At 46.1% G+C, this 24,395-nt stretch carries 24 protein-coding genes and 1 pseudogene; all 25 read left to right on the top strand.

Translation table 11 applies throughout. The features are described 5' to 3' along the window. The first annotated feature begins 60 nt into the window (after window positions 1-60). The 25 genes and pseudogenes from ACUN27_RS25770 to ACUN27_RS25650 all read left to right on the top strand — a co-directional run bounded on the left by ACUN27_RS25770 (window position 61) and on the right by ACUN27_RS25650 (window position 24,303). Window positions 61-1,611: an ABC transporter substrate-binding protein gene (locus ACUN27_RS25770; protein ID WP_326060958.1), complete on the top strand. Its 1,551-nt coding sequence runs from the start codon at window positions 61-63 to the stop codon at window positions 1,609-1,611. Window positions 1,612-1,832: 221 nt separating this feature from the next. Next, window positions 1,833-2,789 (top strand): ABC transporter permease, encoded by a 957-nt coding sequence (locus ACUN27_RS25765; RefSeq protein ID WP_315954624.1) that lies wholly within the window; start codon window positions 1,833-1,835, stop codon window positions 2,787-2,789. 12 nt (window positions 2,790-2,801) lie between these two features. After that, the gene (gene opp4C / locus ACUN27_RS25760) at window positions 2,802-3,740 is read left to right on the top strand and encodes an oligopeptide ABC transporter permease (RefSeq protein WP_326060959.1); all 939 of its coding nucleotides are present in this window, start codon (window positions 2,802-2,804) and stop codon (window positions 3,738-3,740) included. A gap of 9 nt (window positions 3,741-3,749) precedes the next feature. Further along, the gene (locus ACUN27_RS25755) at window positions 3,750-4,763 is read left to right on the top strand and encodes an ABC transporter ATP-binding protein (protein WP_326060960.1); all 1,014 of its coding nucleotides are present in this window, start codon (window positions 3,750-3,752) and stop codon (window positions 4,761-4,763) included. Continuing rightward, window positions 4,729-5,693 (top strand): annotated as a pseudogene (locus ACUN27_RS25750) (ABC transporter ATP-binding protein). The gene ACUN27_RS25755 and the pseudogene ACUN27_RS25750 overlap by 35 nt, the downstream one beginning before the upstream one ends. Window positions 5,694-5,712: 19 nt before the next feature. After that, window positions 5,713-6,177, top strand: coding sequence for a hypothetical protein (locus tag ACUN27_RS25745; protein WP_326060962.1), 465 nt, complete (start codon window positions 5,713-5,715; stop codon window positions 6,175-6,177). Window positions 6,178-6,197: 20 nt separating this feature from the next. Beyond that, entirely contained in the window at window positions 6,198-7,928 is a 1,731-nt protein-coding gene (locus ACUN27_RS25740) for an ABC transporter substrate-binding protein (RefSeq protein WP_326060963.1), read from the top strand. 168 nt (window positions 7,929-8,096) lie between these two features. After that, complete coding sequence (locus ACUN27_RS25735) at window positions 8,097-9,059, top strand: LysR family transcriptional regulator (protein ID WP_326060964.1); 963 nt, start codon at window positions 8,097-8,099, stop codon at window positions 9,057-9,059. A 121-nt stretch (window positions 9,060-9,180) separates the two neighbouring features. After that, on the top strand, window positions 9,181-9,723 hold the full coding sequence (locus tag ACUN27_RS25730; protein ID WP_326060965.1) for an OsmC family protein: 543 nt from the start codon (window positions 9,181-9,183) through the stop codon (window positions 9,721-9,723). Between the two features lie 305 nt (window positions 9,724-10,028). After that, on the top strand, window positions 10,029-10,250 hold the full coding sequence (locus ACUN27_RS25725; RefSeq protein WP_326060966.1) for a hypothetical protein: 222 nt from the start codon (window positions 10,029-10,031) through the stop codon (window positions 10,248-10,250). 69 nt (window positions 10,251-10,319) lie between these two features. Further along, complete coding sequence (locus ACUN27_RS25720) at window positions 10,320-11,198, top strand: MetQ/NlpA family ABC transporter substrate-binding protein (RefSeq protein ID WP_326060967.1); 879 nt, start codon at window positions 10,320-10,322, stop codon at window positions 11,196-11,198. 86 nt (window positions 11,199-11,284) lie between these two features. After that, the gene (locus ACUN27_RS25715; protein ID WP_326060968.1) at window positions 11,285-12,313 is read left to right on the top strand and encodes a methionine ABC transporter ATP-binding protein; all 1,029 of its coding nucleotides are present in this window, start codon (window positions 11,285-11,287) and stop codon (window positions 12,311-12,313) included. A 52-nt stretch (window positions 12,314-12,365) separates the two neighbouring features. Beyond that, on the top strand, window positions 12,366-12,962 hold the full coding sequence (locus ACUN27_RS25710; protein ID WP_326060983.1) for a methionine ABC transporter permease: 597 nt from the start codon (window positions 12,366-12,368) through the stop codon (window positions 12,960-12,962). Window positions 12,963-13,039: 77 nt separating this feature from the next. Continuing rightward, window positions 13,040-13,903, top strand: a complete 864-nt coding sequence (locus ACUN27_RS25705) for a transporter substrate-binding domain-containing protein (protein ID WP_326060969.1) — start codon at window positions 13,040-13,042, stop codon at window positions 13,901-13,903. 26 nt (window positions 13,904-13,929) lie between these two features. Next, on the top strand, window positions 13,930-14,574 hold the full coding sequence (locus tag ACUN27_RS25700) for an amino acid ABC transporter permease (protein ID WP_326060970.1): 645 nt from the start codon (window positions 13,930-13,932) through the stop codon (window positions 14,572-14,574). Window positions 14,575-14,587: 13 nt separating this feature from the next. Continuing rightward, window positions 14,588-15,334: an amino acid ABC transporter ATP-binding protein gene (locus tag ACUN27_RS25695; RefSeq protein WP_315954620.1), complete on the top strand. Its 747-nt coding sequence runs from the start codon at window positions 14,588-14,590 to the stop codon at window positions 15,332-15,334. A 30-nt stretch (window positions 15,335-15,364) separates the two neighbouring features. Beyond that, window positions 15,365-16,579, top strand: a complete 1,215-nt coding sequence (locus ACUN27_RS25690) for a M24 family metallopeptidase (protein ID WP_315954619.1) — start codon at window positions 15,365-15,367, stop codon at window positions 16,577-16,579. 111 nt (window positions 16,580-16,690) lie between these two features. Beyond that, window positions 16,691-17,386, top strand: a complete 696-nt coding sequence (locus ACUN27_RS25685) for a thioredoxin family protein (protein ID WP_326060971.1) — start codon at window positions 16,691-16,693, stop codon at window positions 17,384-17,386. Between the two features lie 72 nt (window positions 17,387-17,458). After that, a complete protein-coding gene (gene argH / locus ACUN27_RS25680) occupies window positions 17,459-18,964 on the top strand; it encodes an argininosuccinate lyase (protein ID WP_418936900.1) in 1,506 nt (501 codons plus the stop codon). Between the two features lie 114 nt (window positions 18,965-19,078). Next, window positions 19,079-20,020, top strand: a complete 942-nt coding sequence (locus ACUN27_RS25675) for an amidohydrolase family protein (RefSeq protein ID WP_326060973.1) — start codon at window positions 19,079-19,081, stop codon at window positions 20,018-20,020. Next, on the top strand, window positions 20,017-21,384 hold the full coding sequence (locus tag ACUN27_RS25670; protein WP_445559757.1) for an extracellular solute-binding protein: 1,368 nt from the start codon (window positions 20,017-20,019) through the stop codon (window positions 21,382-21,384). The genes ACUN27_RS25675 and ACUN27_RS25670 overlap by 4 nt, the downstream gene beginning before the upstream one ends. Continuing rightward, the gene (locus ACUN27_RS25665) at window positions 21,381-22,250 is read left to right on the top strand and encodes a carbohydrate ABC transporter permease (RefSeq protein ID WP_315954614.1); all 870 of its coding nucleotides are present in this window, start codon (window positions 21,381-21,383) and stop codon (window positions 22,248-22,250) included. Before ACUN27_RS25670 ends, ACUN27_RS25665 begins: the two co-directional genes overlap by 4 nt. A 30-nt stretch (window positions 22,251-22,280) precedes the next feature. Continuing rightward, on the top strand, window positions 22,281-23,087 hold the full coding sequence (locus ACUN27_RS25660) for a carbohydrate ABC transporter permease (RefSeq protein ID WP_315954613.1): 807 nt from the start codon (window positions 22,281-22,283) through the stop codon (window positions 23,085-23,087). 48 nt (window positions 23,088-23,135) lie between these two features. Continuing rightward, a complete protein-coding gene (locus tag ACUN27_RS25655) occupies window positions 23,136-23,693 on the top strand; it encodes an MFS transporter (protein WP_445559756.1) in 558 nt (185 codons plus the stop codon). Then, window positions 23,599-24,303, top strand: coding sequence for an MFS transporter (locus tag ACUN27_RS25650; RefSeq protein ID WP_445559755.1), 705 nt, complete (start codon window positions 23,599-23,601; stop codon window positions 24,301-24,303). Before ACUN27_RS25655 ends, ACUN27_RS25650 begins: the two co-directional genes overlap by 95 nt. The last annotated feature ends 92 nt before the right edge of the window (window positions 24,304-24,395 follow it).

Below are 24,395 nucleotides of genomic sequence, written 5' to 3'. Positions count from 1 at the left end.
TCCCTTAGTTTATTATTACAACTAGTAACAGCCATAAACTTCAAAAAAAGGGGTTAGAGCATGAACAAACGGACTAAAATGATGATTATGTTTTTGGCGATGATCATGGTATCAATGCTTTTCCTAACGGCATGTGGAAAGAACCCGAGCAATCAGGAAGTTGCTTCCACCGCTACGACGGCGCCTTCAAACACAACTTCATCAGGTAAAGGCGATACGAAAGCACCTGCCGAGCTTACAATGGCGTTTCCTATTTACGGCGCGATGCCGAAAGATATGAATCTTGTTGAGGCAGAAGTAAACAAGATTACCAAAGCGAAAATAAACGCTACGGTCAAACTGCTACCTATTAACTCCGGGAATTGGGTTCAGCAAACGAATCTGATGATGAGCAGTAACGATAAGCTTGATCTTATGACAATCAATGGCGGCGGGAGCGTTTATTCTTCGCTTGTGGCTAAAGGCCAATTAAAGCCTTTGGACGATTTGCTTGCACAATATGGAAAAGGAATTTCCGCTGCTTTGGATCCCGCCTATCTGAACGCGCCAAAAATGGATGGGAAGATCTATGGTGTTGCGAGCATTCGGGATTTGGCTAAAAACTACGGATTTGTCATGAGGAAGGACATTGTCGACAAATACAATATCGACATCAGCAAAATCAAGACTTTAGACGATGTGGAAGCAGTTCTGAAGATTGTAAAAGAAAAAGAGCCGGAATTAACTCCGATTGCTTCAGGCGGTACCGGCAGTACGTTTCTAAAAGTATATAAACCAGAAGACCCATTAGTTGATGGCTTTGGTGTTCTGCCTGGCTATGACAATAATATGAAAGTTGTTAATTATCAAGAATCACCGGAATATGCTGCACTTATCAAGAGATTCAGAAGTTGGTACCAAGCCGGTTATGTGATAAAGGATGCGGCTACGAGCCAAACATCAACGAGTGACTTGGTTAAATCCGGAAAACTATTCGGGTATTTGGCCGGGATGAAACCCGGCTATGATGCTCAGGAATCCAGAGCATCGACTTATCAAATGGTGACTGTACAGCTGCTCGATCCCGTTGCGACGACAGGAACGATTACGAATCTGATGTGGGGAATTCCGCAGAATTCAGCGTATCCAGAGCGTGCTATGATGCTGTTAAATTTATTGTATACGGATAAAGACTTAATTAATTTGCTTGACTGGGGTATTGAAGGCAAACATTATGTGAAAGTTTCTGACAATATGATCGACTTCCCACCCGGTATTGATGCCAAAAACAGTGGTTATTACTTAGGGTTAAGCTGGATTTTCGGCAATCAATTTCTCTCCTATGTGTTTAAAGGCGATGATCCGGATATTTGGAAAAAGATGGATGAGTTCAATAAAAGCGCTAAGAAATCGAAGGCACTTGGCTTTAACTTTAATACCGAATCTGTGAAAACGGAAATAACAGCCGTCACGAACGTAGTCAATCAATATCAAAAAGGTCTTGAAACAGGAACACTCGACCCGGATAAGGCGCTTCCTGACTATAATGCTAAACTTAAATCAGCGGGCATCGATAAAATTATACAGGAAAAGCAAAAGCAGTTGGATGCGTGGGTAAGTGCGAAAAAATAGATTTTGGATCGGATAACGATTTTAGTTTAATAGGAATTAGATGATGATGTCGGCCTGAACCTTTATGGTAAGGGCTTTTTTTATTTTGTAGTTTGTGAGCTATTCCTTGAAGTTATCGTTCGATCATTTTTTCGTATTTAATCAATTGTCCATGGCATGTTAAAATCCGATTAAACAAGTTGGAAAAGTAAGAAAGACAATGGAGGGGAGGACAAGCGAGTATGAGGGCATATATGATGAAGCGGGTGCTGCACCTTATTCCAACACTTGTCGGCGCCTCGTTGGTTATTTTCTTTATCTTTGCCCTGGCGCCGGGGGATTTCATCGACTCAGACATAAACCTGACACCGGAACGGGCTTTGGAGCTTAAGGCGCTCTACGGTTTCGATAAGCCTCTGCTGGAGCGTTATTTCATCTGGCTGGGGAATGCGCTGAGAGGTGATTTCGGTTACTCGCTGCAATACCAGCAGCCTGTGATGAAAGTGCTCGGAGAATATATATGGAACTCGTTTCTCATAGCCGGCGCCTCCCTCATCATGACCTGGGTCATCGCACTTTTGGCGGGTGTCATATCGGCTGTCAAAATGTACACCTGGTACGATTCGCTCGTCACCTTCGGTGTTTTTGCGCTGATGTCGTTTCCGTCGTTTTTCCTCGGTTTGCTGATGGTGAAGTTTTTCGCCGTCGATTTGGGGTGGCTGCCTATAGGAGGCATGCTGAATACCGGAAGTGAGGCTACGGGGTGGGCTTACGCATGGGAGGTGCTGAACCATATGCTATTACCGGCAACCGTCATGACGCTGCTTAGCGTTGGATCGCTTACCCGGCATTTTCGGACCAATATGATCGACGTCATCAAGCAGGATTTTGTTCGTACGGCAAGAGCGAAGGGATTGAAGGAGCGGGTCGTAGTGTTCAAGCATGCGCTGCGCAATGCTCTGCTTCCGGCAATTACGCTGCTGGGACTCGAACTGCCGGGATTGTTTTCCGGGGCTATTATAACCGAAAAGGTGTTCACTTGGCCGGGAGTAGGCTACATCCATATGGAGGCGATCACTAACCGGGATTATACGCTGCTTATGGGTTTTACAATGTTTCTGGCCATTATAACAGTGCTCGGCAATTTACTTGCCGATTGGCTATACGCCACAGCGGATCCACGAATACGGATGAAATAGGGAGGTGGGGGAATGCAAGTTGAGACCTGGAGCTCGGTGCAGACCGGAAATAAGACCGCCGCAGATCACGAATCCCGCAAAGGGGCCGCGTCACTTTGGGGAACTGCCCGAAAAAGGTTAGGCAGAAAAAAATTGGCTATGGCGGGACTGTCCTTTTTGCTCTTTATGACGCTATTGTGCGTGATTGGCCCTTTGTTCTCGGATTATAAGGAAGGTAAGGTGATTGTATCGCTGATTAACAAGCCGCCTAATGTCGAGCACTGGCTTGGAACGGACCAGCTCGGCCGGGATGTGCTGACGAGGCTGATGCAAGCTGGGCGCATATCGCTGCTTGTTGGCGTCGTATCGATGGTACTCTCCGTCGTATTGGGGTCGCTGCTCGGGGCTCTCGCAGGCTACTATCGCGGAGCGGTCGATAACATCATTATGCGTGCGGCAGATATTTTGCTGGCAGTCCCGGAAATTCCGATTCTTATCATCATCGGTGCCATTCTGTCTGATCTCAAGGTGCCTTCCGAATATCGGATATATCTGGTCATGGTCATGATTAGCTTCATGGCTTGGCCGTCGCTCGCCAGGCTCGTGCGCAGTCAGATTTTATCTTTCAGGGAGAGAACCTTTATGCTGGCTGCGGAATCGCTCGGGCTGCGCGACCGCAGGAAAATCGTGCATCTGCTGTTGAATGCGGTGCCGGTCATTATCGTCGTTGCCACCTTAAGTGTGGCCAGGGCCATTTTAAGCGAGACGGTGCTCAGCTATTTAGGGCTTGGTGTTGTACCACCCACGCCGTCTTGGGGAAATATGATGGCTGCGGCCAATTCGCTCATCGATTTCCAAACGCGGCCATGGCTGTGGATTCCGCCGGGGACGGCGATTTTCTTCACGGTCATTGCCATTAACTTGCTCGGAGATGGGCTGCGGGACGTTTTGGACCCGAAACTAAAAAGGTAGGTGAATCCGTTGCCCGGAACATTAGCGGAATTTAAAGATCTGCATACTTATTTTTACACGGAGCAGGGGATTGTCAAATCCGTCAATGGTGTGAGTTTCCGCATCGGCGAAGGGGAAACGGTGGCATTGGTCGGGGAATCCGGCTGTGGCAAAAGCGTAACGGCGCTTTCCATGATGGGCCTGATCGAGCAGCCGCCCGGCCGTATCGTTGGCGGTGAAATTATATTTGAAGGCGATAATTTGCTGCGGGACGGCGGAAAGCCAGTGCGCCGGCTGCGAGGGCATGAAATCGCGATGATCTTTCAAGAGCCAATGTCCTCGCTTAATCCAGTGCTCACGATCGGTGAACAGCTCATGGAGCCGCTGATGGAACATTTGCATCTTCGCAAAAAAGAAGCTCGCGCCGAAGCGGTCGAGTGGATTCGTAAGGTCGGCGTCCCGAGAGCGGAGCAGCTCGTGGATGCTTACCCCCATGAACTTAGTGGGGGGATGCTACAGCGGATCATGATCGCCATTGCCCTATGCTGCCGGCCCAAGCTGCTCATTGCCGACGAGCCAACGACGGCGCTGGACGTAACGATACAGGCGCAAATCCTCGATTTGTTGAGGATGCTCAAGGTGGAAACCGGGATGTCGATTCTACTCATTACGCACGATCTTGGTGTGGTGGCGGAAATGGCCGATCAAGTCATCGTCATGTACGGTGGCCAAGTGATCGAACAGGCGCCGGTGCTGCCATTGTTCCGGAATCCGCAGCATCCGTACACGCAAGGGCTGCTGAAATCCAGACCCAGACTCGGGCAGCGAGTGAGCAGACTGTACGCCATCCCTGGACAGGTACCGAGCCCAATCGGCCTCGAAAGCAACTGCCGGTTCAGCGACAGATGCGAATATGTGATGGAGATTTGCCGCTCGAGAGAACCGGAAAATCGAAGTACCGAAAAAGATCATTCCGTAGCCTGCTGGCTGTATGAGGAGGGAAGCGACATTGTCCGAAGCGTTGGTGCAAGTCAAAGGGCTTAAGACATATTTTCCTATCACTCAAGGGTTATGGGGACGTAAGGTAGGCGACGTGAAGGCAGTTGATGGCATCGACCTGACGATTCGCAAAGGCGAAGCTTTCGGGCTTGTGGGTGAGTCCGGCAGCGGCAAAAGCACAATCGGACGCACAATTTTGCGTCTCGGTGAGAAGACCGATGGCGAAGTCCGGTTCGATGGGATCGACGTATACACCTTATCTCGGAACGAACTTCGCAGCCTGCGTCCGCGGATGCAGATGGTGTTTCAGGATCCGTTCGGCTCGCTCAACCCGCGCATCCGAATCGGAGATGCTATCGGAGAAGCGCTGCTCGACCATGGTCTTGCCTCCAAAGCGGAAATCAGGGAGAAGGTGCTGGAGGTGCTTAACCTGTGCGGATTGGCTTCCTATCATATCGACAGGTATCCGCATGAGTTTTCCGGGGGCCAGCGGCAGAGGATCGGCATTGCTCGCGCTATCATTTTGAATTCCGAATTTATCGTAGCCGATGAACCGGTTTCCGCGCTCGACGTGTCGATTCAAGCGCAAATCATCAATTTGCTCAGCGACCTGAAAAGAGCCGTGGCTTCACTTATTTGCTCATCTCGCACGATTTGAGCGTGGTCGAGCACTTATGCACGACGATCGGAGTTCTGTATCTAGGCTCGCTGGTTGAGCTTGCTCCCCGTGATGAATTGTTCAGTCATCCCCAGCATCCGTACACAAAGGCGCTGCTCTCCGCAGTGCCGATCCCAGACCCGACTGCGGTGAGGGAGAGGATTGTGTTGAAGGGAGATATTCCAAGCCCGGCCCATCCTCCCTCCGGCTGCAAGTTTCATACGAGATGTCCATGGGTTGAAGCCGTTTGCCGAGAGCAGAAGCCAATGTTTCGAGATGTAGGCGGCGGTCATTATGCTGCTTGTCATTTGATCTAATGGAGAAGGAGGCAGGACGATGCCGAAAGTAAAAGTTCCTCAGCCAATAGGCGTTCGTATTGAAGCTGCCCGAGCATACGGGATTTCCGGTACGGAATTGACGGAAATATTAAGATCAGGCGACTTCAATAGACTGAAGAATACGGTTCTCGACGACTGGACGTGGGACAGCTTGTTCGAGTATGCCTCTTCCCGGAGGGAGGAATGCGAGGAAGCCATCCTGCACGGCTATTCCTTTACATTTATTACGATCCGGGGATTAAAGACGTATTTGAAATACAGGTTTGGACTGGTAGAGGACAAAGACTTCAGCAACAGTGAATACGGTGTGGAACAGTTGAGGCTGAATCAGGAAGAGTTAGTCCTATTGCGAGAGACCATACCTGATGTACACTGGCATATCGTGGTTCGCGAAAATGTCGCCGTAGAAGGTGAGAGTACGGTGGACATCGTCTTGACGTATCCGGGTCTAACAACATTCTGAGTTAAAGAAAGGAATAGAAGATGAAGAGAAAAAAGTGGGTTACGCTCATATTATTGAGTCTCATTACAACAACGTTGGTGTCAGCATGCGGAAGCAATCCAGCGGCTACCTCTACGGCCAATCAAGCGGGCCAGACTCCACCAGCAGCCGAACAGTCAAATGCAAGTGATATTAAAGATGGTCTGCTGAAAGCGACGGATCTTTCAAAAAATCCGGAAACCTCCAAGAAACGGATCAACACATTCGTATCGGGGACGCTGTCGATGGAGGGTGTTTTCAATCCGTATTTTTCGCAAAACGGCTGGGATGGCAACGTCACGAACGTCATTTTCGGTCAATTGGTCGGCAAAGACGGTGCGGGCAAAGCGATTCCCGAGTTAGCTGAGAAATGGGAGGTCTCTCAGGATCAATTGACCTATACATTCCGGCTGCGCCAGGATTTGAAATTCAGCGACGGTACTCCGTTAACGGCCGAAGATGTAGCTTTTACGCTGACGCTGCTGCACGATCCCGTTTATGATGGTAATACGGATATTACGCAAGCGAATATTGTGGGTGGCAAGGCGTACAAAGAGGGGAAAGCTTCCTCGGTAGAAGGGATCAAAGTGATTGATCCGCAAACCATTCAAGTGACGACGGATAAGGTGAGTACGCTATCACTGCCGCTGATTGGCGGTAAGGTGCTGTCCAAGGCCTACTACGGCAAAGGCTACAAGCAAGGGAATTTGGATGAGATTAAAACATTGCATTCACAGCCTCTAGGCGCCGGACCCTATAAATTCAGTAAATATGTAAAGGGCCAGGAGGTACGGCTCACAGCGAATTCTTATTACTTTAACGGCAAGCCGGCTGTGGAAAATTTCATATTCAAGGTCACGGATGGCAGTACAAATTTTCAATTATTAAAAGTTGGCGAAACCGATTTTGACCGATTCACGGCCAACCGCGATAACTATGAGCAGCTGAAATCGCTTGGATTTGCTAATATTAACATTTTTACGGCAACTTCTTATGTCTATCTCGATTTCAATTCAAATAAGCCGTATTTTAAAGACAAGCGCGTTCGTCAGGCGTTATATTACGGACTGGACCGGCAAAAGTTCACTGACATTTTGTACCAAGGTTTCGGTTCTGTAGCCAATGTTCCAGTTTCTCCGAGCTCGTGGGCGTATACGAAAGACGTGACCGCGTATCCGTTTGATCCGCAAAAGGCTAAGCAACTGCTTGACGAGGCTGGCTGGAAAGTGGGCGCCAACGGTATTCGGGAGAAAGACGGACAAAAGCTCGTGCTGCAATATTTGGGCCGCAAAGGCTACAATATCGATGATGTGCTCATTCCGCTGGCTAAAGAAAACTTGAAGGATATTGGCATCGGTGTGGAATCGGAGATTTTGGATTTCAACGCGTTGCTGGCCAAGCGGAAGAAAGGGGACTTCGATCTCGCATCGTTCACAACGACGAATTTATCCGATCCGTATGACGGAGTAAAAAGCTATCATTCGAAATACAACATCAGTGGCTATGCCAATCCAAAGGTGGATCAATTGATCGACCAGTCGACGGGCGTTCTGGATATGGGCAAAAGAACGGAGCTTTATCATTCGCTTTACAAAGAGCTCAAGGAAGATCCGCCTGTGCTGTTGCTGTCTTATCTGAAAATTTTGTCGGCGCATAACGGACGGGTTAAAGGGGTGGACCTCGATCCAATCAACATTTTGGGCAACTCGATTCCCAATTTAAAAATCGAATAGCATCCGATCTTACTCGTGATTGACTATACACCTGAAGGGTGATACGCTCTTTAACATAGTAATTATATGGGGATAGTTGGTATGTCGATCGGAAAACTGAAGACATAACATTTGCCGTTTGTTCACGGCTGTGTTATGTCTTTTTTCGTCTAGGGGAGGAGTGTAACAATGGATAGTCGGAAACTGCAATACTTCGTAGAGGTTGCTGCATCATGCAGCTTCACGAAGGCGGCGGAGAAGCTGCTGGTGGCTCAGCCTGCCATAAGTAAAGCGATTCAAAAGCTGGAGGAGGAGCTGCAGCTGAAGTTGTTTGATAGGTCGGACAAAAGTGTTGTGCTGACTTCAGAAGGGAATGTGCTGCTCGCTTACGCTCAGTCGATTCTAGGCCAATTGGACGAAGCTCGGCGGGAGATGGAGGAATTGCGCAGACTTGAGCGCGGGGAGATTCGGATAGGGCTTCCTTCCATCATCGGGAGCAGCTCATTTGCTCCTTTGTTGAAGGAATTCAAAAAACTGCATCCCAAGCTCGCTGTAACGGTTATCGAAGAAGGGACCGACCATATTCGCCATCTGATTGCGTGTAAAGAGGTCGATTTCGGCATCCTGCTTGGTTTGAACGAAGATGCTGAGCTCATGGTTGTCCCGCTGCTGACCGACGAAGCGGTTGCTTGTGTTGCTGAAGATCATCCCCTTTCCCGCAGAAGATCTGTGACGATGGAGAAATTGCTGGAGGAGCCATTGATTTTGTTCAAGGAGGATGAGCTGCAGCGCAACATTTTCTTAGAAGCCGGCAAAGAGTCAGGGATCGCACCGAACATCGCTTTTACGACGAATCAGTTCGCTTTGCTCTGTTCTTTAGTCGCCGAAGGGATGGGGGCAAGCATATTGCTGCGAACGACATCCAGTTCGGATGAACGGATTCGGAACGTACCTCTCTCTCCGCCCGTTCCCGTGCAGCTTGGTATAGGCTATAGGCGAAACTATCAGCTTCCTCAAGCTTGCGCTGCGTTCATAGATTTTCTGCAAAGGAAGATCTATGATCAAAAAGATGTACTGCCGCTGTTTCCAAGGAGAGAGGCTCATCCTGCGAAAAGTGAACCATTGACAAGCTTGCGCCTGCCATTCTGTTAGGTTATTGATGGATGAATAATGAGTATTGTTCCAGATCGGAATCCACGTGATATATTGATAGTATCAAATCCGATTAAACGGGTAAGAAAAGTATTTGATTATAAAATGGGAGTGTGTGTATATGTCAACATTAAACGAATACCTGATCCAGAAAAAAGCGGCAGGTGCCGCTCTGCGTGAGAAAGCGGCGCAAGATCCGAAGCCGAATGTTTTAAAAGCAAAAGCCCGCGCAGCTGGCCGCAGCGGTATACGTGAAATCCGCATTCGCGATTTCCAAATCATTAGCGACAGCCCGGAAAATTTCGCCGGCTACAACCTTGGGCCAAGCTCGCCGGAGCTTCAGCTTGGCGTTCTGAGCAGCTGCATTACGCATATTGCGCTGATCCAAGCGTCAGAGCGTGGTGTTTCGCTCGAATCCCTCGAGGTGGAAGTGACCGGGGAGCAGCATCCGCTTGCCGGCAAACCAGGTTATGAGGATGTTCCCATTTATCCGCATAATATTCAATATAAGCTCTACATCACTTCTAACGAGTCGCCGGAGACGATCGCCGCCCTTCATGAAGCGATAGAGCGGGTATGCCCGATTTACAACCTGTTGAAGAACCCGCAGGAGATTCAAGGTGAAGTCGTTCACAAAACGGTTCAAGTTACTCAGGAAGCTTAAACATAAGTTCATTCTTAAGACGCTCGCGGTTTCCCGAGCGTCTTACTTTTGCTTCGCATATGTGGTTACCCCCTTCTCCAAGTGAAGGGGAATAATTGGTGGTCTGAACACTTTTTCAGCGAAGGGACCAAGAGAATTTTGCAAGAATTCTAGGTTGACAGAATTTGTATCCTGATGCTATCATACAAATACCAAGTAATCTCATAGGAATTTAAGAATATCTAATACTGACCGGAAAACCGGAAGCATGGGTGCTAAATCCATGCTTTTTTTCGTTCAATGTTACGGAGAAAGGAGGAGTGATTATGACTACGAAGCAAGTCAAAATTTCATACAATGAAGTTCCTGTACCCGTTTATTTGATCGGTACCACACAAAAGCTGATTCCGTCTCTCTTATCTGCATTAAGGTTAAATAAAATTACATTGGCATCCATTAAGGAATCTCCTTTGTATATTGATTTATATAATTCGGAGGCTATATTGTACGAAAGCGAAGGAAATAAATTCCGGATCCCTATTTTCTAAACGCATAGATGGAGATTCGACTATTATTATCGGGAACAAATACTAGAGAATACGGGAGTGGGTAAAAGTATGAAAAAATTGCATTTATTATCTATATTATCTATGATTTTCATTTTGTCGGTAACGGGATGCGCAAAACCTTCGGATACGAAGCCTGCTGCAAGCGCAGCTGCAACTGCCGTGAGTACTGCTGCTGCTCCTTCACCTTCAGCCAGTCCAGCAAACGAAAAGGCGAAGTTGAAGGTCGGCATTTCCGCAGGCGTGGAGGAAGAAATTTGGAAGAAGGTTAAAGAAGTAGCTGCGAAGGACAATCTGGAAATCGAAATTGTTACGTTCAACGATTACATTCAGCCGAATAAAGTACTGGCGGACGGCCAGTTGGATGCCAATGCTTTCCAGCATGAGCCTTATCTCAATCAATTCAAGGCAGATAACAAGCTGGATATCGTAAAACTAGCGAATACATTGAATTTTCCGATAGGGCTTTATTCAAAGAAAATTAAAAACGTTTCTGAGATCAAAGAAGGTGATGAACTGGGGTTGCCGAATGATCCGTCCAATGGGGCAAGAGCATTAATATTATTTGAACGGGCAGGCTTGATCAAGCTGAAGGAAGGTGTAGGCGTCAAAGCTACAGTTCGTGATATCGTAGAAAACCCTAAGAAACTTAAGTTCAAGGAATTGGAAGCTCCTTTTATCCCGAAAGCACTGCCGGATCTTACCGCAGCGGTCATTAATACGAACTATGCAGTGGATAACGGGTTCGTACCTACTAAGGATGCCATTTTTATCGAACCTAAAGACTCACCTTGGGTAAATCTGATAGCCGTACGCACAGCAGATAAAGATAAACCGGTTTTTCAACGATTAATTAAAGCTTATCATTCTGATGAAGTGAAAAAACTTGTTGAAGACAAGTACGGCAGCTACATCGTACCTTCTTGGTAAATATACGTGGAATGGAAAAATAGAGGTCTCTTTCCAATCGAAAGAGGCCTCTTGCTTTGCACTTGAACGAAGAGGAGATGTGCAGCTTGATTGAGCTAAAGAATGTCAGTAAAACATTTGAACAAAAAGGAGTGCGGGTAGAAGCGGTTAAAGAAGCCAACATTCAAATCCATAAAGGGGAAATATTCGGTGTAATCGGCTACAGTGGGGCTGGCAAAAGCTCGCTCTTGCGCTGTATTAATTATTTGGAAAAGCCGACTTCCGGCACTATTAAGATCAACGGTGTGGAGATGTCACAATTAAACGAAAATGACCTAAGGATGATGAGAAGAAAGATAGGGATGATCTTTCAGCATTTTAACCTGCTATCTTCGGGGACGGTTTATCAGAACGTAGCCGCTCCGCTGCAGTTGGCAAAGGTTCCCAAAAAGATCATCGATGCCAAGGTAAGAGAACTGCTTGAGTTGGTGGGGCTTGAGGACAAAGAAAAATCTTATCCACGCCAGCTTTCGGGAGGGCAAAAGCAGCGTGTTGCCATAGCCAGAGCTTTAGCCAACGATCCGGAGATTTTGCTATGCGATGAGGCTACTTCGGCATTGGATCCTCAAACTACAGAATCTATCTTAGACTTGCTTCTGGATATTAACCGTAAATACGAGATTACGATTGTCCTTATCACACATGAGATGCATGTCATCAAGAAAATCTGTGATCGGGTTGCTGTCATGGAAAATGGAAGCATTGTTGAACAAGGTTCGGTTATCGATCTGTTTTACTCACCCCAAACCAACACCTCACGTAAGTTTATCCAAAGCGTTTTTGATATGGAAATCACGGAATTATTATTGTCTCAATTACGAAATTCGGGGAAAACAGGTCTCTTGGTCCGGGCTTCCTTCATTGGTGAATCAGTCACAGAGCCTATTCTGGCAGACTTAACCGTAAAATACGGACTACGACCTAGCATTATTTATGGGAATATCACTCAAATCAAAGAGACTATTTTCGGTACGCTTGTCCTGCATGTAACCGGGAATCCCACTGATATTGAGAATGGTATACGCTTCCTGAAGGAGCAGAACTTAAGGATTGAGGTGATCCAGGTTGTTAAATAAATTAATTGAGGATGCTGATCTATATGTGAAGTCTCTGAATGAGACAGCTGTCATGGTCGGATATTCAATCGTTTATTCAAGCGTGATTGGACTCTTGTTAGGGGTGCTTTTAGTGGTGCTTAGACCAGGTCATCTTTATGCAAATCCAGTTGTCTATCATATCTTGAATACGATTATTAATATTATTCGCTCTATACCCTTTATCATTATTATGGTCGCTATTATTCCCTTAACGAAATGGCTCGTTGGTACGACTATTGGTGTAAAAGGGGCTATTGTGCCTCTTGTTTTTTACACTGCACCTTATATCTCTCGTTTAATGGAAACGGCGCTGTTGGAGGTAGACCTCGGTGTCATTGAGGCTTATCAGGCTATGGGCGCTTCCAAACGGCAAATTATTATTCGAGTCATATTGAGAGAGGCACGGCCAGCTGTGATTCTCGGACTTGCCATTGCTACCATTGGATTGGTTGGGGCATCGGCAATGGCTGGCGTTATGGGAGCCGGTGGATTAGGGGATGTAGCGATAAGGTTCGGATATCAGCGTTGGGAACCTGATGTGATGTATACCTCCGTGCTTTTGCTTGTTCTGATTGTTCAGATCGTGCAATCCCTAGGAAATTGGATATCGAAGAGTTTGAGGAAGTAAACTTGCGTATTATTTGGGCAAATTGGGAAACCTTAGGTGTAACAAATTCGTGTTTACTTTCTCAAGGAGGACAAGACATGTCAGTCACAGTCAAGAATTTATTAAGAGGAATCTCAATCATAAGTGTGATAACTGCTGCGGTTGTTGGTTGCTCGAGCAAATCAGGGGATAACACGCAAGGAACAGCTTCAGCAACACCAAAGAGCACCAATGCTGCCTCAGAGGATTTGTTGGCATCAATTAAGAAGTCAGGCAAAATCAGAATTGGCTTGATGGGGACGTACGCACCCTACAATTTTCTCAATGAGAAACATGAAGTGGACGGATTCGATGCCGATGTCGCCAAGGAAGTTGCCAAGCGGATCGGTGTACAAGCGGATTTCATTACGGGAGAATTCTCTGGATTAATCGAAGGTCTGCAGACAAATAAGTATGACGCGCTTGTCAGCCAAGTTACCATAACGGACGACCGCAAGAAAACGATGGATTTCTCTACGCCTTACATAAAAAACAGCGTCAGTGTCATCGTTAAAAACGATAATACCTCTGTGAAGGGGATTGAAGATTTTAAAGGGAAGAAAATTGGAGTTGGTCTAGGAACAAATGATGAGACTTATTTACGCAACGAAGTGCTGCCGAAGGTTGGTACCTTTGATATCGTGACCTATAACGATGTGATTACGTCGCTTACGGATTTGAATGCGGGGCGAATCGATGCCACAATCAACAATGTTTTTGCCATTCAACCATTGGTTGAAAAGAATCATTTTCAGATTAAAACCGTAGGTGCTTCAGTAAAAGATGACTTTGCCGGTATCGCGATTCGTAAAAATAACGCTGAACTCTTAAGTGCATTGAATAATGCATTGGCTGAGATGAAATCAGACGGGGCGTTTAAACAAATCTTCCAAAAATGGTTCAAAGTCGATCCTAACATCTGAGCATCAGTGCGTAGGAGGATGCAGGCATGGAGCTTGTTTGGCAAAATCTCGACTTTCTATTAAAGGGTGCGTATTATACGCTGTTGATCACCATGGTGTCGATGTTTTTCGGCTTCATTCTTGCGCTGATCGTGGCGTTTGCTCGTCTAAAAGGAAACATCGTTGTGAGAAATATCGCAATGTTTTATGTTTCTGTTTTTCGGGGAACGCCAATTCTCGTCCAAATTTTCATCATCTACTACGGCTTACCGGATTACGGCATTCGTTTGGGTCCCCTTACAGCCGCTTTTCTTTCACTCAGTCTTAATATTGGCGCTTATTTATCTGAGACCTTCCGCGGTGCCATACTATCTGTCAGCAAGGGGCAGACGGAAGCTGCGATGTCACTAGGTCTTACTCCTTGGCAAACGACTTATAAGGTTGTACTGCCACAGGCCGCGAGAGTAGCGATACCTCCAATGGGCAACACCTTTATCGGGATGCTCAAGGAAACATCGCTTGTTTCCATTGTTACCGTGACAGAGCTGCTCCGAACGGCTCAGCTTTTGATTGCACAGTATTATATCGCCATGCCATTTTACATCGCTATTGCCGTTATGTACTGGGTTATGAGCTTGGTATTTTCCCATCTGCTGGCGAGGATTGAAAAGAATTTATCTAAGGCTTATTGAAGGTGTGAACCGTATGATTGAAGTGAATCAGCTTTCGAAGAGTTTTAATGACTTGCAAGTGCTGCAACAGATTGAGTTTAAAATGAAGGCCAAAGAAATCGTCGTGCTGCTTGGACCGAGTGGTTCGGGGAAAAGCACGCTGCTCCGTTGTCTCAATGGGTTGGAAGAGCCGGATTCCGGGACAATTCGCATGGATGATGTCACATGGGACGCTAACATGGCCAAATCCGCGAAACGGGAAGCCATTAGACGAATTCGGCTAATGAGCGGAATGGTCTTTCAATCTTTTCATTTATTTTCCCATATGACGGTGCTTCAAAATATTACGATGGCCCCTATGCTAGTTAAAAATTTGAGCGCTGCACAAGCGGCGGAACTGGCAGAAAGATTACTCGTTAAAGTCGGTCTTGTGGAGAAAAAGCACGAATATCCTTCTCGCCTTTCCGGCGGTCAGCAGCAACGAGTAGCGATTGCACGTTCGCTAGCGATGCAGCCGAAAGTGATGCTCTTCGATGAGCCAACTTCGGCGCTGGACCCTGAACTGACCAGTGAAGTGCTTCAGGTTATGAAGGAGCTTGCTTTGGAAGGAATGACGATGATCGTTGTCACTCACGAAATGAAGTTTGCGAGCGAAGTTGCAAATCGGATCATTTTTATGAGCGATGGTGCGATTCAAGAGGAGGGAACTCCGAGTCAATTCTTCCTGCAGCCGCAGACAGAGCGTGCTCGTAGATTTCTAAGACAGTTAGGGGATTTGTAGGCATAGACGAAGGAGAGGAGAAAAATAGCAGTGTCCCATCCCGATGAACGTCATTTAAACACAATTGCGGCAAGAGCGCGAGTACTGATGGACGAATTAAACTTGGATGCGCTCGTGGCATCGTCTTATGAAAATTTCTATTATCTTTGCGGGCATGAAAGCACATTTATGTATACATTGCGGATGAACGAAGTCGCTTTAGCTGTCCTATTCCGTGATCCCAGTACCAAGACGATCATTATTATGAATGATTTTGAAGCGGCTGGCGTATCCAGCGATTTACCGAATTGTGAGCTGCGAACGTATCCGACTTGGGTAGATGTCGATGATCCGCTTGGTTTGAGAGGTGGCAAGTATGAAGGGAAACGACCAACAGGTCATCAGGCACAGGAAATGTTCGGTCTTCTCCAGAGGACGCTAGCGGAATATGGCTGCCAGGCGGGCAGAATTGCTGTCGAACTGAACAATATGCGGCATTCATCGGTGGAAACGCTGCAGCAGGCGGCACCAGAAGCGGAACTAGTGGAGGCACAAGGTCTGTTCACTGCGTTGCGCATGATCAAAACAACGTGGGAGATCGAGCAGCTTCGTGCCGCGTGCGCCTATGCGGAAGCCGGCATAACGGATGCGGTTCAAAGCATTCGGCAAGGCAGCACAGCGGAGGACATCGTGCATGAGTTTCGACGGTCTTTGATGAAAGACGTGAAAGGCTTATCTGCACGTTTTCATATGATTTCTGTGGGTGCATCATTTGCACCTGCTCATCGCTTTGATACTTACCCCGCGAGAACAGGGGATGTCATCAAATTTGATGTTGGCGTAGATGTGAACGGCTACGGGTCCGACATTGCGCGGACCTTCGTTCTCGGCAATCCCTCGGAAACAATAACTCGGATCTACGGAGCATTGAAAGCTGGTCACGACCGCCTTTTGGAAATCATAGCACCGGGCATTTCGATGCAGGCAGCTTTCGAGGATGCAATGGCAGTGATCCGGCGCTCGGGGCTTCCGAATTACAATCGTGGGCACCTTGGGCATAGCGCAGGTTTAAGCCTCGCAGCCGAGGAGCCGCCTTTCCTAGGTCCGTCAGAAACGACATTGTTCCAGCCTGGAATGGTCATTTGCCTCGAAACGCCTTATTACGGTTATGGCATTGGTGCGATGATGATCGAGGATATGGTGTTGGTCACGACGAATGGTTGTGAACGCATGAATCGGCTTTCCCGAGAGCTCGTTTTTCTGTAAGAAGGGAGCTGATCTTTTCATTGACAAATTTTGGTCGATGGTGCTATTGTGTAAATACCGAGTAAACTTATAGGAATAAACAAATCTAACACTGACCGGAAAACCGGAAGCATGGATGCTAAATCCATGCTTTTTTTCATCTACCAATATTGTGGAATGAAAAACTTTTATGGAGGAATGACGGGTATGAGCACTCAAAATGCAGATAGAATTTCACAGGACAGAAGAGAGCGAGCTTTTCACGAAGCATTAACTTACCAGCAATTTATTGACAGCGCCAAGGTAAATGTTGAAAGGTTTCAAGTGAATTTCGAGCAGTATACATTGAGCAAACAGGAATTAACTTATTTCAAGAGTCTTCCAGATCAAATAAATGTCTTGGTGCTAGCCCACGATTGGTGCGGAGATGTTGTTGCGAATTTACCTTTATTTGCTAAGATTGAGCGCGAAACGGGTAAACTGAAACTGCATATTCTATTGCGAGATAGTGATAATCAAGATATTGCTGCCGCTTACCTGCACAAAGACGGGCGTAATCATATTCCAACTTATGTGTTTTTTAATGGAGCCGGAGAGGAGCTGGGCTTGTTCATAGAACGCCCCGATCAAATAACTGATCTAATCAGCACTTGGAAGGAGGAATTTTGGAATCTTCACCCAGAGTGGGAAGGGAGAGGTAAGGCACTTTCTGAATTGGATGAAAAGGTAAAAAGGTCGCTATTGGGTTATTTAAATGAGCAACGTCCAAAGGCTCGTGAACAAGAAAAGACGGCCATTATTGAAAGTATTCGTTCCATTCTCGGCTAAATGTAGATGCACCCGGAAATAAACAGACCGAGTTCAAACTATTCAATGCTTAATAGGAGGATGTCTCATCAAATGCCTATTCCAACATTAGATCAGGACCATAAGTTCCCTGGGAAAACATATGCGGAAGTTGTCTTGAGTCCAGCCTATGACCATGCCAATGAAGAATTGTTGAGTCCCATGATGGACATTAACAAAGCGCATTTAATCATGCTGTGGGAGCAATCTTTAATAAGTGATCATGATGCCCATTCGCTTGCAGTCTCTTTAAAGGATATGGATGTTGAGCGGCTGCGGGAAACTTCTTACACGGGAGAATTCGAGGATTTGTTTTTTGAAGTCGAGCACCAATTGCACATATTGGCTGGGGAAGCTGCAGGTAATTTGCATCTAGGGCGAAGCCGGAATGATATGGGAATAGCGATCTATAGAATTACGCTGCGGGAAAAACTTTTGGATACATTGTCATCCGCTCTGTTTCTGGAGGAGAGTTTGTTGCAGTTTGCACGTTCTCACGTCCATACAATAATGATTGGTTATACGCATACCCAGCAGGCCCAGCCTACGACGATAGGCCATTATATAGCAGCAGTTTCTGACTCGCTTGGCCGGGATATCCGCCGGCTTCAATCAGCCTACGCGAATTGCAACCGCAGTAGTATGGGAGCTGCTGCTCTAACAACTTCCGGATTCCCTGTGAACAGGGAGCGTATGGCTGAATTACTTGCATTTGATGATCTTATTGAGAATGCATATGATGCAGTTAGCGGAGCGGATTACGTCGGTGAAATCGCAACAAGTGTTCAACTTGCGGCAATAAACCTAGGCCGTTTTGTACAAGAACTGCTGCTTTGGAGCACACAAGAGTTTGCCGTTCTGAAGGTGGCGGATCCCTATGTTCAGATTAGCTCTATTATGCCGCAGAAACGGAATCCCGTATCTATTGAGCATATGCGCTCCCTATTGTCCAGTTGTGTTGGCCTTACACAGACCGTGTTGACGATGATTCATAATACCCCGTTTGGCGATATTGTTGATACCGAAGATGATATGCAGCCCTACGCGTGGAAAAGCCTTGCGGTACTTGAATCCAATTATCGGTTGCTTGCTAATGTTATCGCAACACTTACGATTAATAAGGAAGCGCTGGAGGCTAGAGCAGAGGAGAGCTTTTCCACGGTTACTGAGCTTGCGGATACATTGGTTCGTGAGGAGCAGCTTTCGTTTCGAACCGCACATTCCATTGTTAGCAGTGTCGTGCGAAAAGCGTTGGAGTTCGGAAATTCCAAACGTTACCTTTCCTTAGAACTGCTAAACGATGCCGCTTCTGAAATCATTGGACGTAAATTGGAAATAAGTGAAGAAAGGCTAAAACTTGCGTTGAATCCCAGGAATTTCATTCATGTCCGAAAGATTATCGGCGGACCGAATCCATCGGAGGTGGAGCGGGCACTGAATGGGCAAGATCAGCGAGTAGATGTTGAAAAAGAATGGCTCGCTAGTAAAAGAAGCGCGATACACGATGCTCATGTGAAAGTGGAACGCGTACTTGATAAACTGGCTAAACAAGATAAATAGATCCGTTCAGTTCAATTTACCGGTTAACCGGAGATGAGTTTTCTTCTGCCATGAGGAGATAACACATCTCTTTTTTATCATTCTTGGAGACATAACTTAAGGAGGAAGATGGCTATGTTTAAAAATGGTTTTCGTGTTTTTGATATTCATGCTCATTTACCTTATTCTTTGCCATTAGCTTCACGCCATGAGTTCATTAATCGTCACAAAGCGCTGCGATCCGAGCGTATGCGATTGACTTGGGATTTTCCTTCCCAGCCAGACAATGAAGAGGAGTCCAAGCGCCCGCTCATAGATCGATGGATCGATGAATTAGATCGATATTCGATAGGCGGTATTAATTTCTTAACGGCTTGGAATAACGATGATCTGGCTGCGCAAATTCGTAAATATCCCGATCGTGTGACAGGATTTGCCCATCACAACATTGAAGAGCCGAATGCTGCGGAAGAACTCCAGAGAGCCGTTGATATCTTAGGTTTGAAAGGTTATAAAATATTTGGACCGCTGGTTGAGATTCCATTTCATGATCCTCGATTGACTCCGGTATGGCGGTTTCTGGCTGAGAGAAAGCTTCCGGTTTTGATCCATTTTGGCTTGTTAGGTCACACAGGAGGAATTGTGCAGCATTTGAACATTAACCCGCTGGCCATTTTTAACGTGGCAAGAGAATATCCCGACATCCCGTTTATCATCCCGCATTTTGGAGCCGGATATTTTCAGGAACTGCTGCATTTATGCTGGAGCTGCCCCAATGTCTATATCGACACTTCGGGATCCAATCAGTGGATTCGATGGAGTCCTTATGAGCTGACGCTGGAGACGTTATTTCGCAAAACCTATGAACTCATTGGGCCTGAACGCATCATATTCGGCACAGATTCGAGCGCGTTCCCTAGAGGTTTCGTATACCGATATTTGCAGGACCAGGTCCGGGTCTGTAGAGATCTTCGGTTCAGTGAAACGGATATTGAACTTATTTTCGGAAATAATGCAAGGAAGTTACTGCAAGTGGGTACATATTCACTGATAAGTGGAGGGGAAAAAAGATCATGACAACCACATACCGCATAGCCAAAGGAGCTTTTGTTTCATCTTTAGGATTTATTGTTCTACTAACCGGTTGTTCGGCAGGAGATAGTAAATCGGTATCGACTACAGCTCCGAATAGTCCGACCGCACCACAAGCAGCGGTTACGGCCAATGCAAGTAATGATGAAAAAGTGACCATTGAATACTGGCAGTATCAGTACCCAGCCAAGGTGGAGCTCATTACCAAATTAATTGACGATTTTCAAAAGAAATATCCGAACATAACGGTAAAGCAAAGTACTTTCCCATATGATCAATACAATGAGAAAGTGGCGACGCTCGTACCTGCCGGCAAAGGACCGGATGTCATCAATCTGTATTATGGCTGGCTGCCCAAATATGTCTCATCGGGCTTTTTACAGCCTCTACCGGAAAGTGCATTTTCTGAAGAGAAAATTAAATCAGAGTTTTTCCCTTTTGTTGAGACAGCGAAGCTGAATGGAAAATATTTTGCCATACCGACGGCGGTGCGAACACTTGCGTTGTTCTACAATAAGGATCTATATGCGAAAGCAGGACTTGACCCGAGTAAACCGCCCGCTACTTGGGATGAGCTAGTCACATATGGGAAGAAGTTAACCGAAAAAGACAAGAATGGTCAATTTGTTGTTGAGGGCATTGCTTGGCAGCCGGGGGCGCAGCTGCACCACTGGTTCCGTGATGCATTGATTTATCAAGCGGGAGGTAAAGATATCAGCGATGACCGTCGGCATATTCTGTGGAACGAATCCCCAGCAGGTTTAGAGGCGTTCAAATATCTAATTGACTTGTCGCTTGTTCATCAATTGGGTACAAAAGATTTTTACAATGATGACATCACGGCGTTCAAAGGTGGCCATGCAGCGATGAACATTGACGGTTCCTTCCAGCTGGGGGGATTAGGTAAAGACGCGCCGAACCTTAATTATGCTGTTGCGCCACTGCCTTCCTATAAAGATAAAGCTACTCAGGTTTCCTTCTGGGCAAACGCGATTACTAAAAATGTGCAAGGAAAGAAGCTAAAGGCTGCTACGGCATTTTTGCAGTTTCTAACAAGTAAAGAAGTTCAGGAGCAGTGGGCGGAGAAGGTAGGAGAGCTGCCTGCCAAAAAAGAGGTCGCTCTCCAAGATAAATATACGAAGGATGAGAAACTGGGTCCGTTCATTAGTCAACTCAGCTATGCTCATGCGCATTACTTCGTGGATGAGAAACTCGAGAGAGATTATTTCACACAGGCTGTCGATGAAGTCGTGTTGAACAAAGTTCCGTATGAAAAAGCCTTTGATGACCTGGTGAAGAAAACTCAAAAGCTATTTGATGATTATTGGGCCAAGCAGGATAAAAAATGATGTTAAAGCAAAAATATTTGTTCATTTACAGCTGCTTACTAATTCCACTTCTCTTTTTCTTAAGCATTCGAATCGTACCGATCCTTTACTCGTTTAACATAAGTTTCAGAGAGTGGGATCTGCTTTCGGAAGAGAAGCCTTTTGTCGGCTTGCAAAATTTTGTTCATTTATTCCAGGATGAAGTTTTTCTTGCGTCGATTCGAAATACGCTCATTTATGTCATTGTTGGTGTGCCTGCACAGCTTCTGGTAGGACTTGTGATTGCACTCTTGCTGCAGCGGTTAAATCGGTTAAAGGGTTTCTTTCGTACCCTTTATTTTATCCCTTATGTGACAAGCGTTGTGGCCGTAAGTTGGGTGTTCCGTTGGACGTTAATGAAGAACGGTATTGTGAACGCGCTGCTGATTAAGCTTGGGTTCGAGCCGCAGCTATTTCTTGGATCTCCATCACAGGGAATCTACATCATTATTGCCGTTATGATTTGGCAAAATATCGGGTTTCAAATGCTCATTTTCCTGACGGGGTTGGAGACAGTACCGAAGTCCTATGAAGAAGCGGCTGCGATTGATGGCGCCAATTCATGGCAAAGATTGTGGTCTATCACACTGCCGCTGCTGAATCCCGTGATCATCTTTTCGATCGTGATTGCGACGATAAGCTTTCTGCAATCGTTCACGCAAGTGCTGAACATGACTAACGGCGGACCCCTGAACTCTACAGTTTCACTAGTCCTTTACATTTATAATTTAGCATTTAAGCATTTTAAAATGGGAGAAGCATCGGCGGCTACGATTATCTTATTTGCAATGATCCTGTCATTGTCACTTTTGCAGATGAAGATACTCAATAGAAAGATTGAATATTGACGGAACGGCCAAGATTACGGAGGTGTAACAATGAGCAGAACGTTCCGGTTGATTTTACTAGCTGTCGGAAGTTTGGGCATGATTTTTCCATTTGTGTGGATGATATCAACATCTCTGAAATCTCCGGTTGATGCTTTCACACTAAACCTATTACCGAAACAAGCAACATTGTCTAATTACGCGGAAGTATTCATTCGGACGCCATTCTCTCAATGGATTCTGAACAGCGTTATCATAGCTATTATAACAACGATAAGCGTCTGTTTCTTTGATACTGTGATCGGGTATGTCTTGGCAAAGTTCTCATTTAGAGGAAAGAAACTTATTTTTGCTGCCATTCTGAGCACATTAATGGTTCCTACCGAAATGCTCATCATTCCTTGGTATTTGCTCACCGTAAAGCTGGGTTGGGTAGACACGTATATAGGTATTATATTTCCTGGTCTTATCTCGGCATTTGGTATCTTCCTTATGAAACAATTCATGGAATCCTTGCCAGTGGACCTACTGGATGCTGCAAGAATTGATGGAATGAATGAGTGGAACATTCTATTCCGTATAGCCATTCCGCTTGTAAAACCTGCACTTGCCACGCTATGCATATTATCTTTTCTTGGTAGTTGGAACGCGTTTATATGGCCGTTAATTGTTACGCAAACTCCGGAACGCCTGACGATTCCGGTAGGAATCTCTTTTTTCTCAAGTGAATTAAAAGACAGCGCAAGCTGGGTTTTAATCATGACGGGAGCCTCATTATCTGTCATTCCGCTTATTGTTATTTTTTTCATTTTTCAGAAACAAATTATTCGAGGGATAGCTCTTACAGGGTTTAAATAACGAGGTAGGAAAGAGAAGGCACGGTAATCAGAGAAAAGCGGTGGCAGCATGGAACGCTATTGGAAACGTAATCTTTATATGTTATGGTTAGGCCTATTTTTTAATCACATAGCCTATACCCTTTCAGTTCCGTTTTTTCCTATCTTTTTGCAAGAAGATTTAGGTATTCAGAGAGGTTTAGAAGTTTGGTCGGGCGTTTCCATTTCGATCAGCTTTCTGATTAGTGGCTTGTGTGCGCCATTTTGGGGAGGGCTCGCGGATACATATGGCAAGAAACCTATGCTTATTCGTTCTGGGATAGGCCTGGCTTTGGCACACTTCGCGAACTACTTCGTTCATGATCCTTATAGTTTCATGATAGTTAGGATCTTTCAAGGACTTATGGCGGGTTTTAGTCCTGCTTCAATTGCGTTGGTCGGCACGAATACACCAGAGAAACATGTCGGTTACGCACTAGGCGTCATATCGACGTCTACTGCTGCTGGAGGAATTTTGGGGCCGCTCGCGGGAGGTGCTCTTAGTCACTGGTTGGGATTGCGGGGCGTGCTTCATCGTATCTGGTCTTATCACATTAGTTTCCGCTTTCATTGTTCTGATAGGTGTTAAAGAGGTTCATGAACGGCGTACGGGGAATCGTCCAAGCGTCATCGGCGATCTTAAACAAGCTGCTGGCAACACACGATTGATGCAGATATTTGGGCTAACCTTATTAGTCTCAACTTCCGTTATGATTCTGGAACCACTGTTAACGATCTATGTGGTTCAAATCGGCGGCAGTATAAACAATGCTACGCTCAGCTCGGGTGTTGTTTTTTCAGCAGTGGGCATTGCCATCGTCATCATGGGTCCCAGATGGGGTATAATCGGAGGACGTATCGGTTATGACAAAATCCTATTCATAGGGCTAATCGGCGGAGGTATTGGAAATTTACTCCAGCTAGGTGTTCATCATCTTGTTGGCTTTGGTATACTGCGTTTCAGTTATGGGCTGTTTTTTGCTGCCGTTTATCCCGCATTGAATTCACTTGTTGTCAAATATAGTGAAGCTGATTTTCGTGGAAGGGCTATCAGCCTAAACCAATCGTCGAATCAGTTCGGCATTGTCGCTTGGTCCCTTGCTTGGCGGTGTTCTTGGAGGATGGATAGGGATCCATTTCGTTTTCCTCGTTACTGGTGTTGCCTTGATTGTAGCCGCCTTGACGATGAGAGTGCTTGAAGCTAAGCGTGTTAAACAGCTCCAATGCTAACAGCAACAAAGAGAAGTCTGCTTCGGTAATGGCTCTTTGATTTCCACCATATAAAAGAAGT

Source organism: Paenibacillus sp. WC2504, assembly GCF_052682475.1.
This window is presented reverse-complemented; position numbering and strand designations above follow the sequence as displayed.

Coding starts and splice junctions, on each gene's coding strand:
- ACUN27_RS25770 (WP_326060958.1), top strand. CDS start 61: ATGAACAAACGGACTAAAATGATGATTATGTTTTTGGCGATGATCATG.
- ACUN27_RS25765 (WP_315954624.1), top strand. CDS start 1,833: ATGAGGGCATATATGATGAAGCGGGTGCTGCACCTTATTCCAACACTT.
- opp4C (WP_326060959.1), top strand. CDS start 2,802: ATGCAAGTTGAGACCTGGAGCTCGGTGCAGACCGGAAATAAGACCGCC.
- ACUN27_RS25745 (WP_326060962.1), top strand. CDS start 5,713: ATGCCGAAAGTAAAAGTTCCTCAGCCAATAGGCGTTCGTATTGAAGCT.
- ACUN27_RS25740 (WP_326060963.1), top strand. CDS start 6,198: ATGAAGAGAAAAAAGTGGGTTACGCTCATATTATTGAGTCTCATTACA.
- ACUN27_RS25735 (WP_326060964.1), top strand. CDS start 8,097: ATGGATAGTCGGAAACTGCAATACTTCGTAGAGGTTGCTGCATCATGC.
- ACUN27_RS25730 (WP_326060965.1), top strand. CDS start 9,181: ATGTCAACATTAAACGAATACCTGATCCAGAAAAAAGCGGCAGGTGCC.
- ACUN27_RS25725 (WP_326060966.1), top strand. CDS start 10,029: ATGACTACGAAGCAAGTCAAAATTTCATACAATGAAGTTCCTGTACCC.
- ACUN27_RS25720 (WP_326060967.1), top strand. CDS start 10,320: ATGAAAAAATTGCATTTATTATCTATATTATCTATGATTTTCATTTTG.
- ACUN27_RS25710 (WP_326060983.1), top strand. CDS start 12,366: ATGGTCGGATATTCAATCGTTTATTCAAGCGTGATTGGACTCTTGTTA.
- ACUN27_RS25705 (WP_326060969.1), top strand. CDS start 13,040: ATGTCAGTCACAGTCAAGAATTTATTAAGAGGAATCTCAATCATAAGT.
- ACUN27_RS25700 (WP_326060970.1), top strand. CDS start 13,930: ATGGAGCTTGTTTGGCAAAATCTCGACTTTCTATTAAAGGGTGCGTAT.
- ACUN27_RS25695 (WP_315954620.1), top strand. CDS start 14,588: ATGATTGAAGTGAATCAGCTTTCGAAGAGTTTTAATGACTTGCAAGTG.
- ACUN27_RS25685 (WP_326060971.1), top strand. CDS start 16,691: ATGGATGCTAAATCCATGCTTTTTTTCATCTACCAATATTGTGGAATG.
- argH (WP_418936900.1), top strand. CDS start 17,459: ATGCCTATTCCAACATTAGATCAGGACCATAAGTTCCCTGGGAAAACA.
- ACUN27_RS25675 (WP_326060973.1), top strand. CDS start 19,079: ATGTTTAAAAATGGTTTTCGTGTTTTTGATATTCATGCTCATTTACCT.
- ACUN27_RS25670 (WP_445559757.1), top strand. CDS start 20,017: ATGACAACCACATACCGCATAGCCAAAGGAGCTTTTGTTTCATCTTTA.
- ACUN27_RS25665 (WP_315954614.1), top strand. CDS start 21,381: ATGATGTTAAAGCAAAAATATTTGTTCATTTACAGCTGCTTACTAATT.
- ACUN27_RS25660 (WP_315954613.1), top strand. CDS start 22,281: ATGAGCAGAACGTTCCGGTTGATTTTACTAGCTGTCGGAAGTTTGGGC.
- ACUN27_RS25655 (WP_445559756.1), top strand. CDS start 23,136: ATGGAACGCTATTGGAAACGTAATCTTTATATGTTATGGTTAGGCCTA.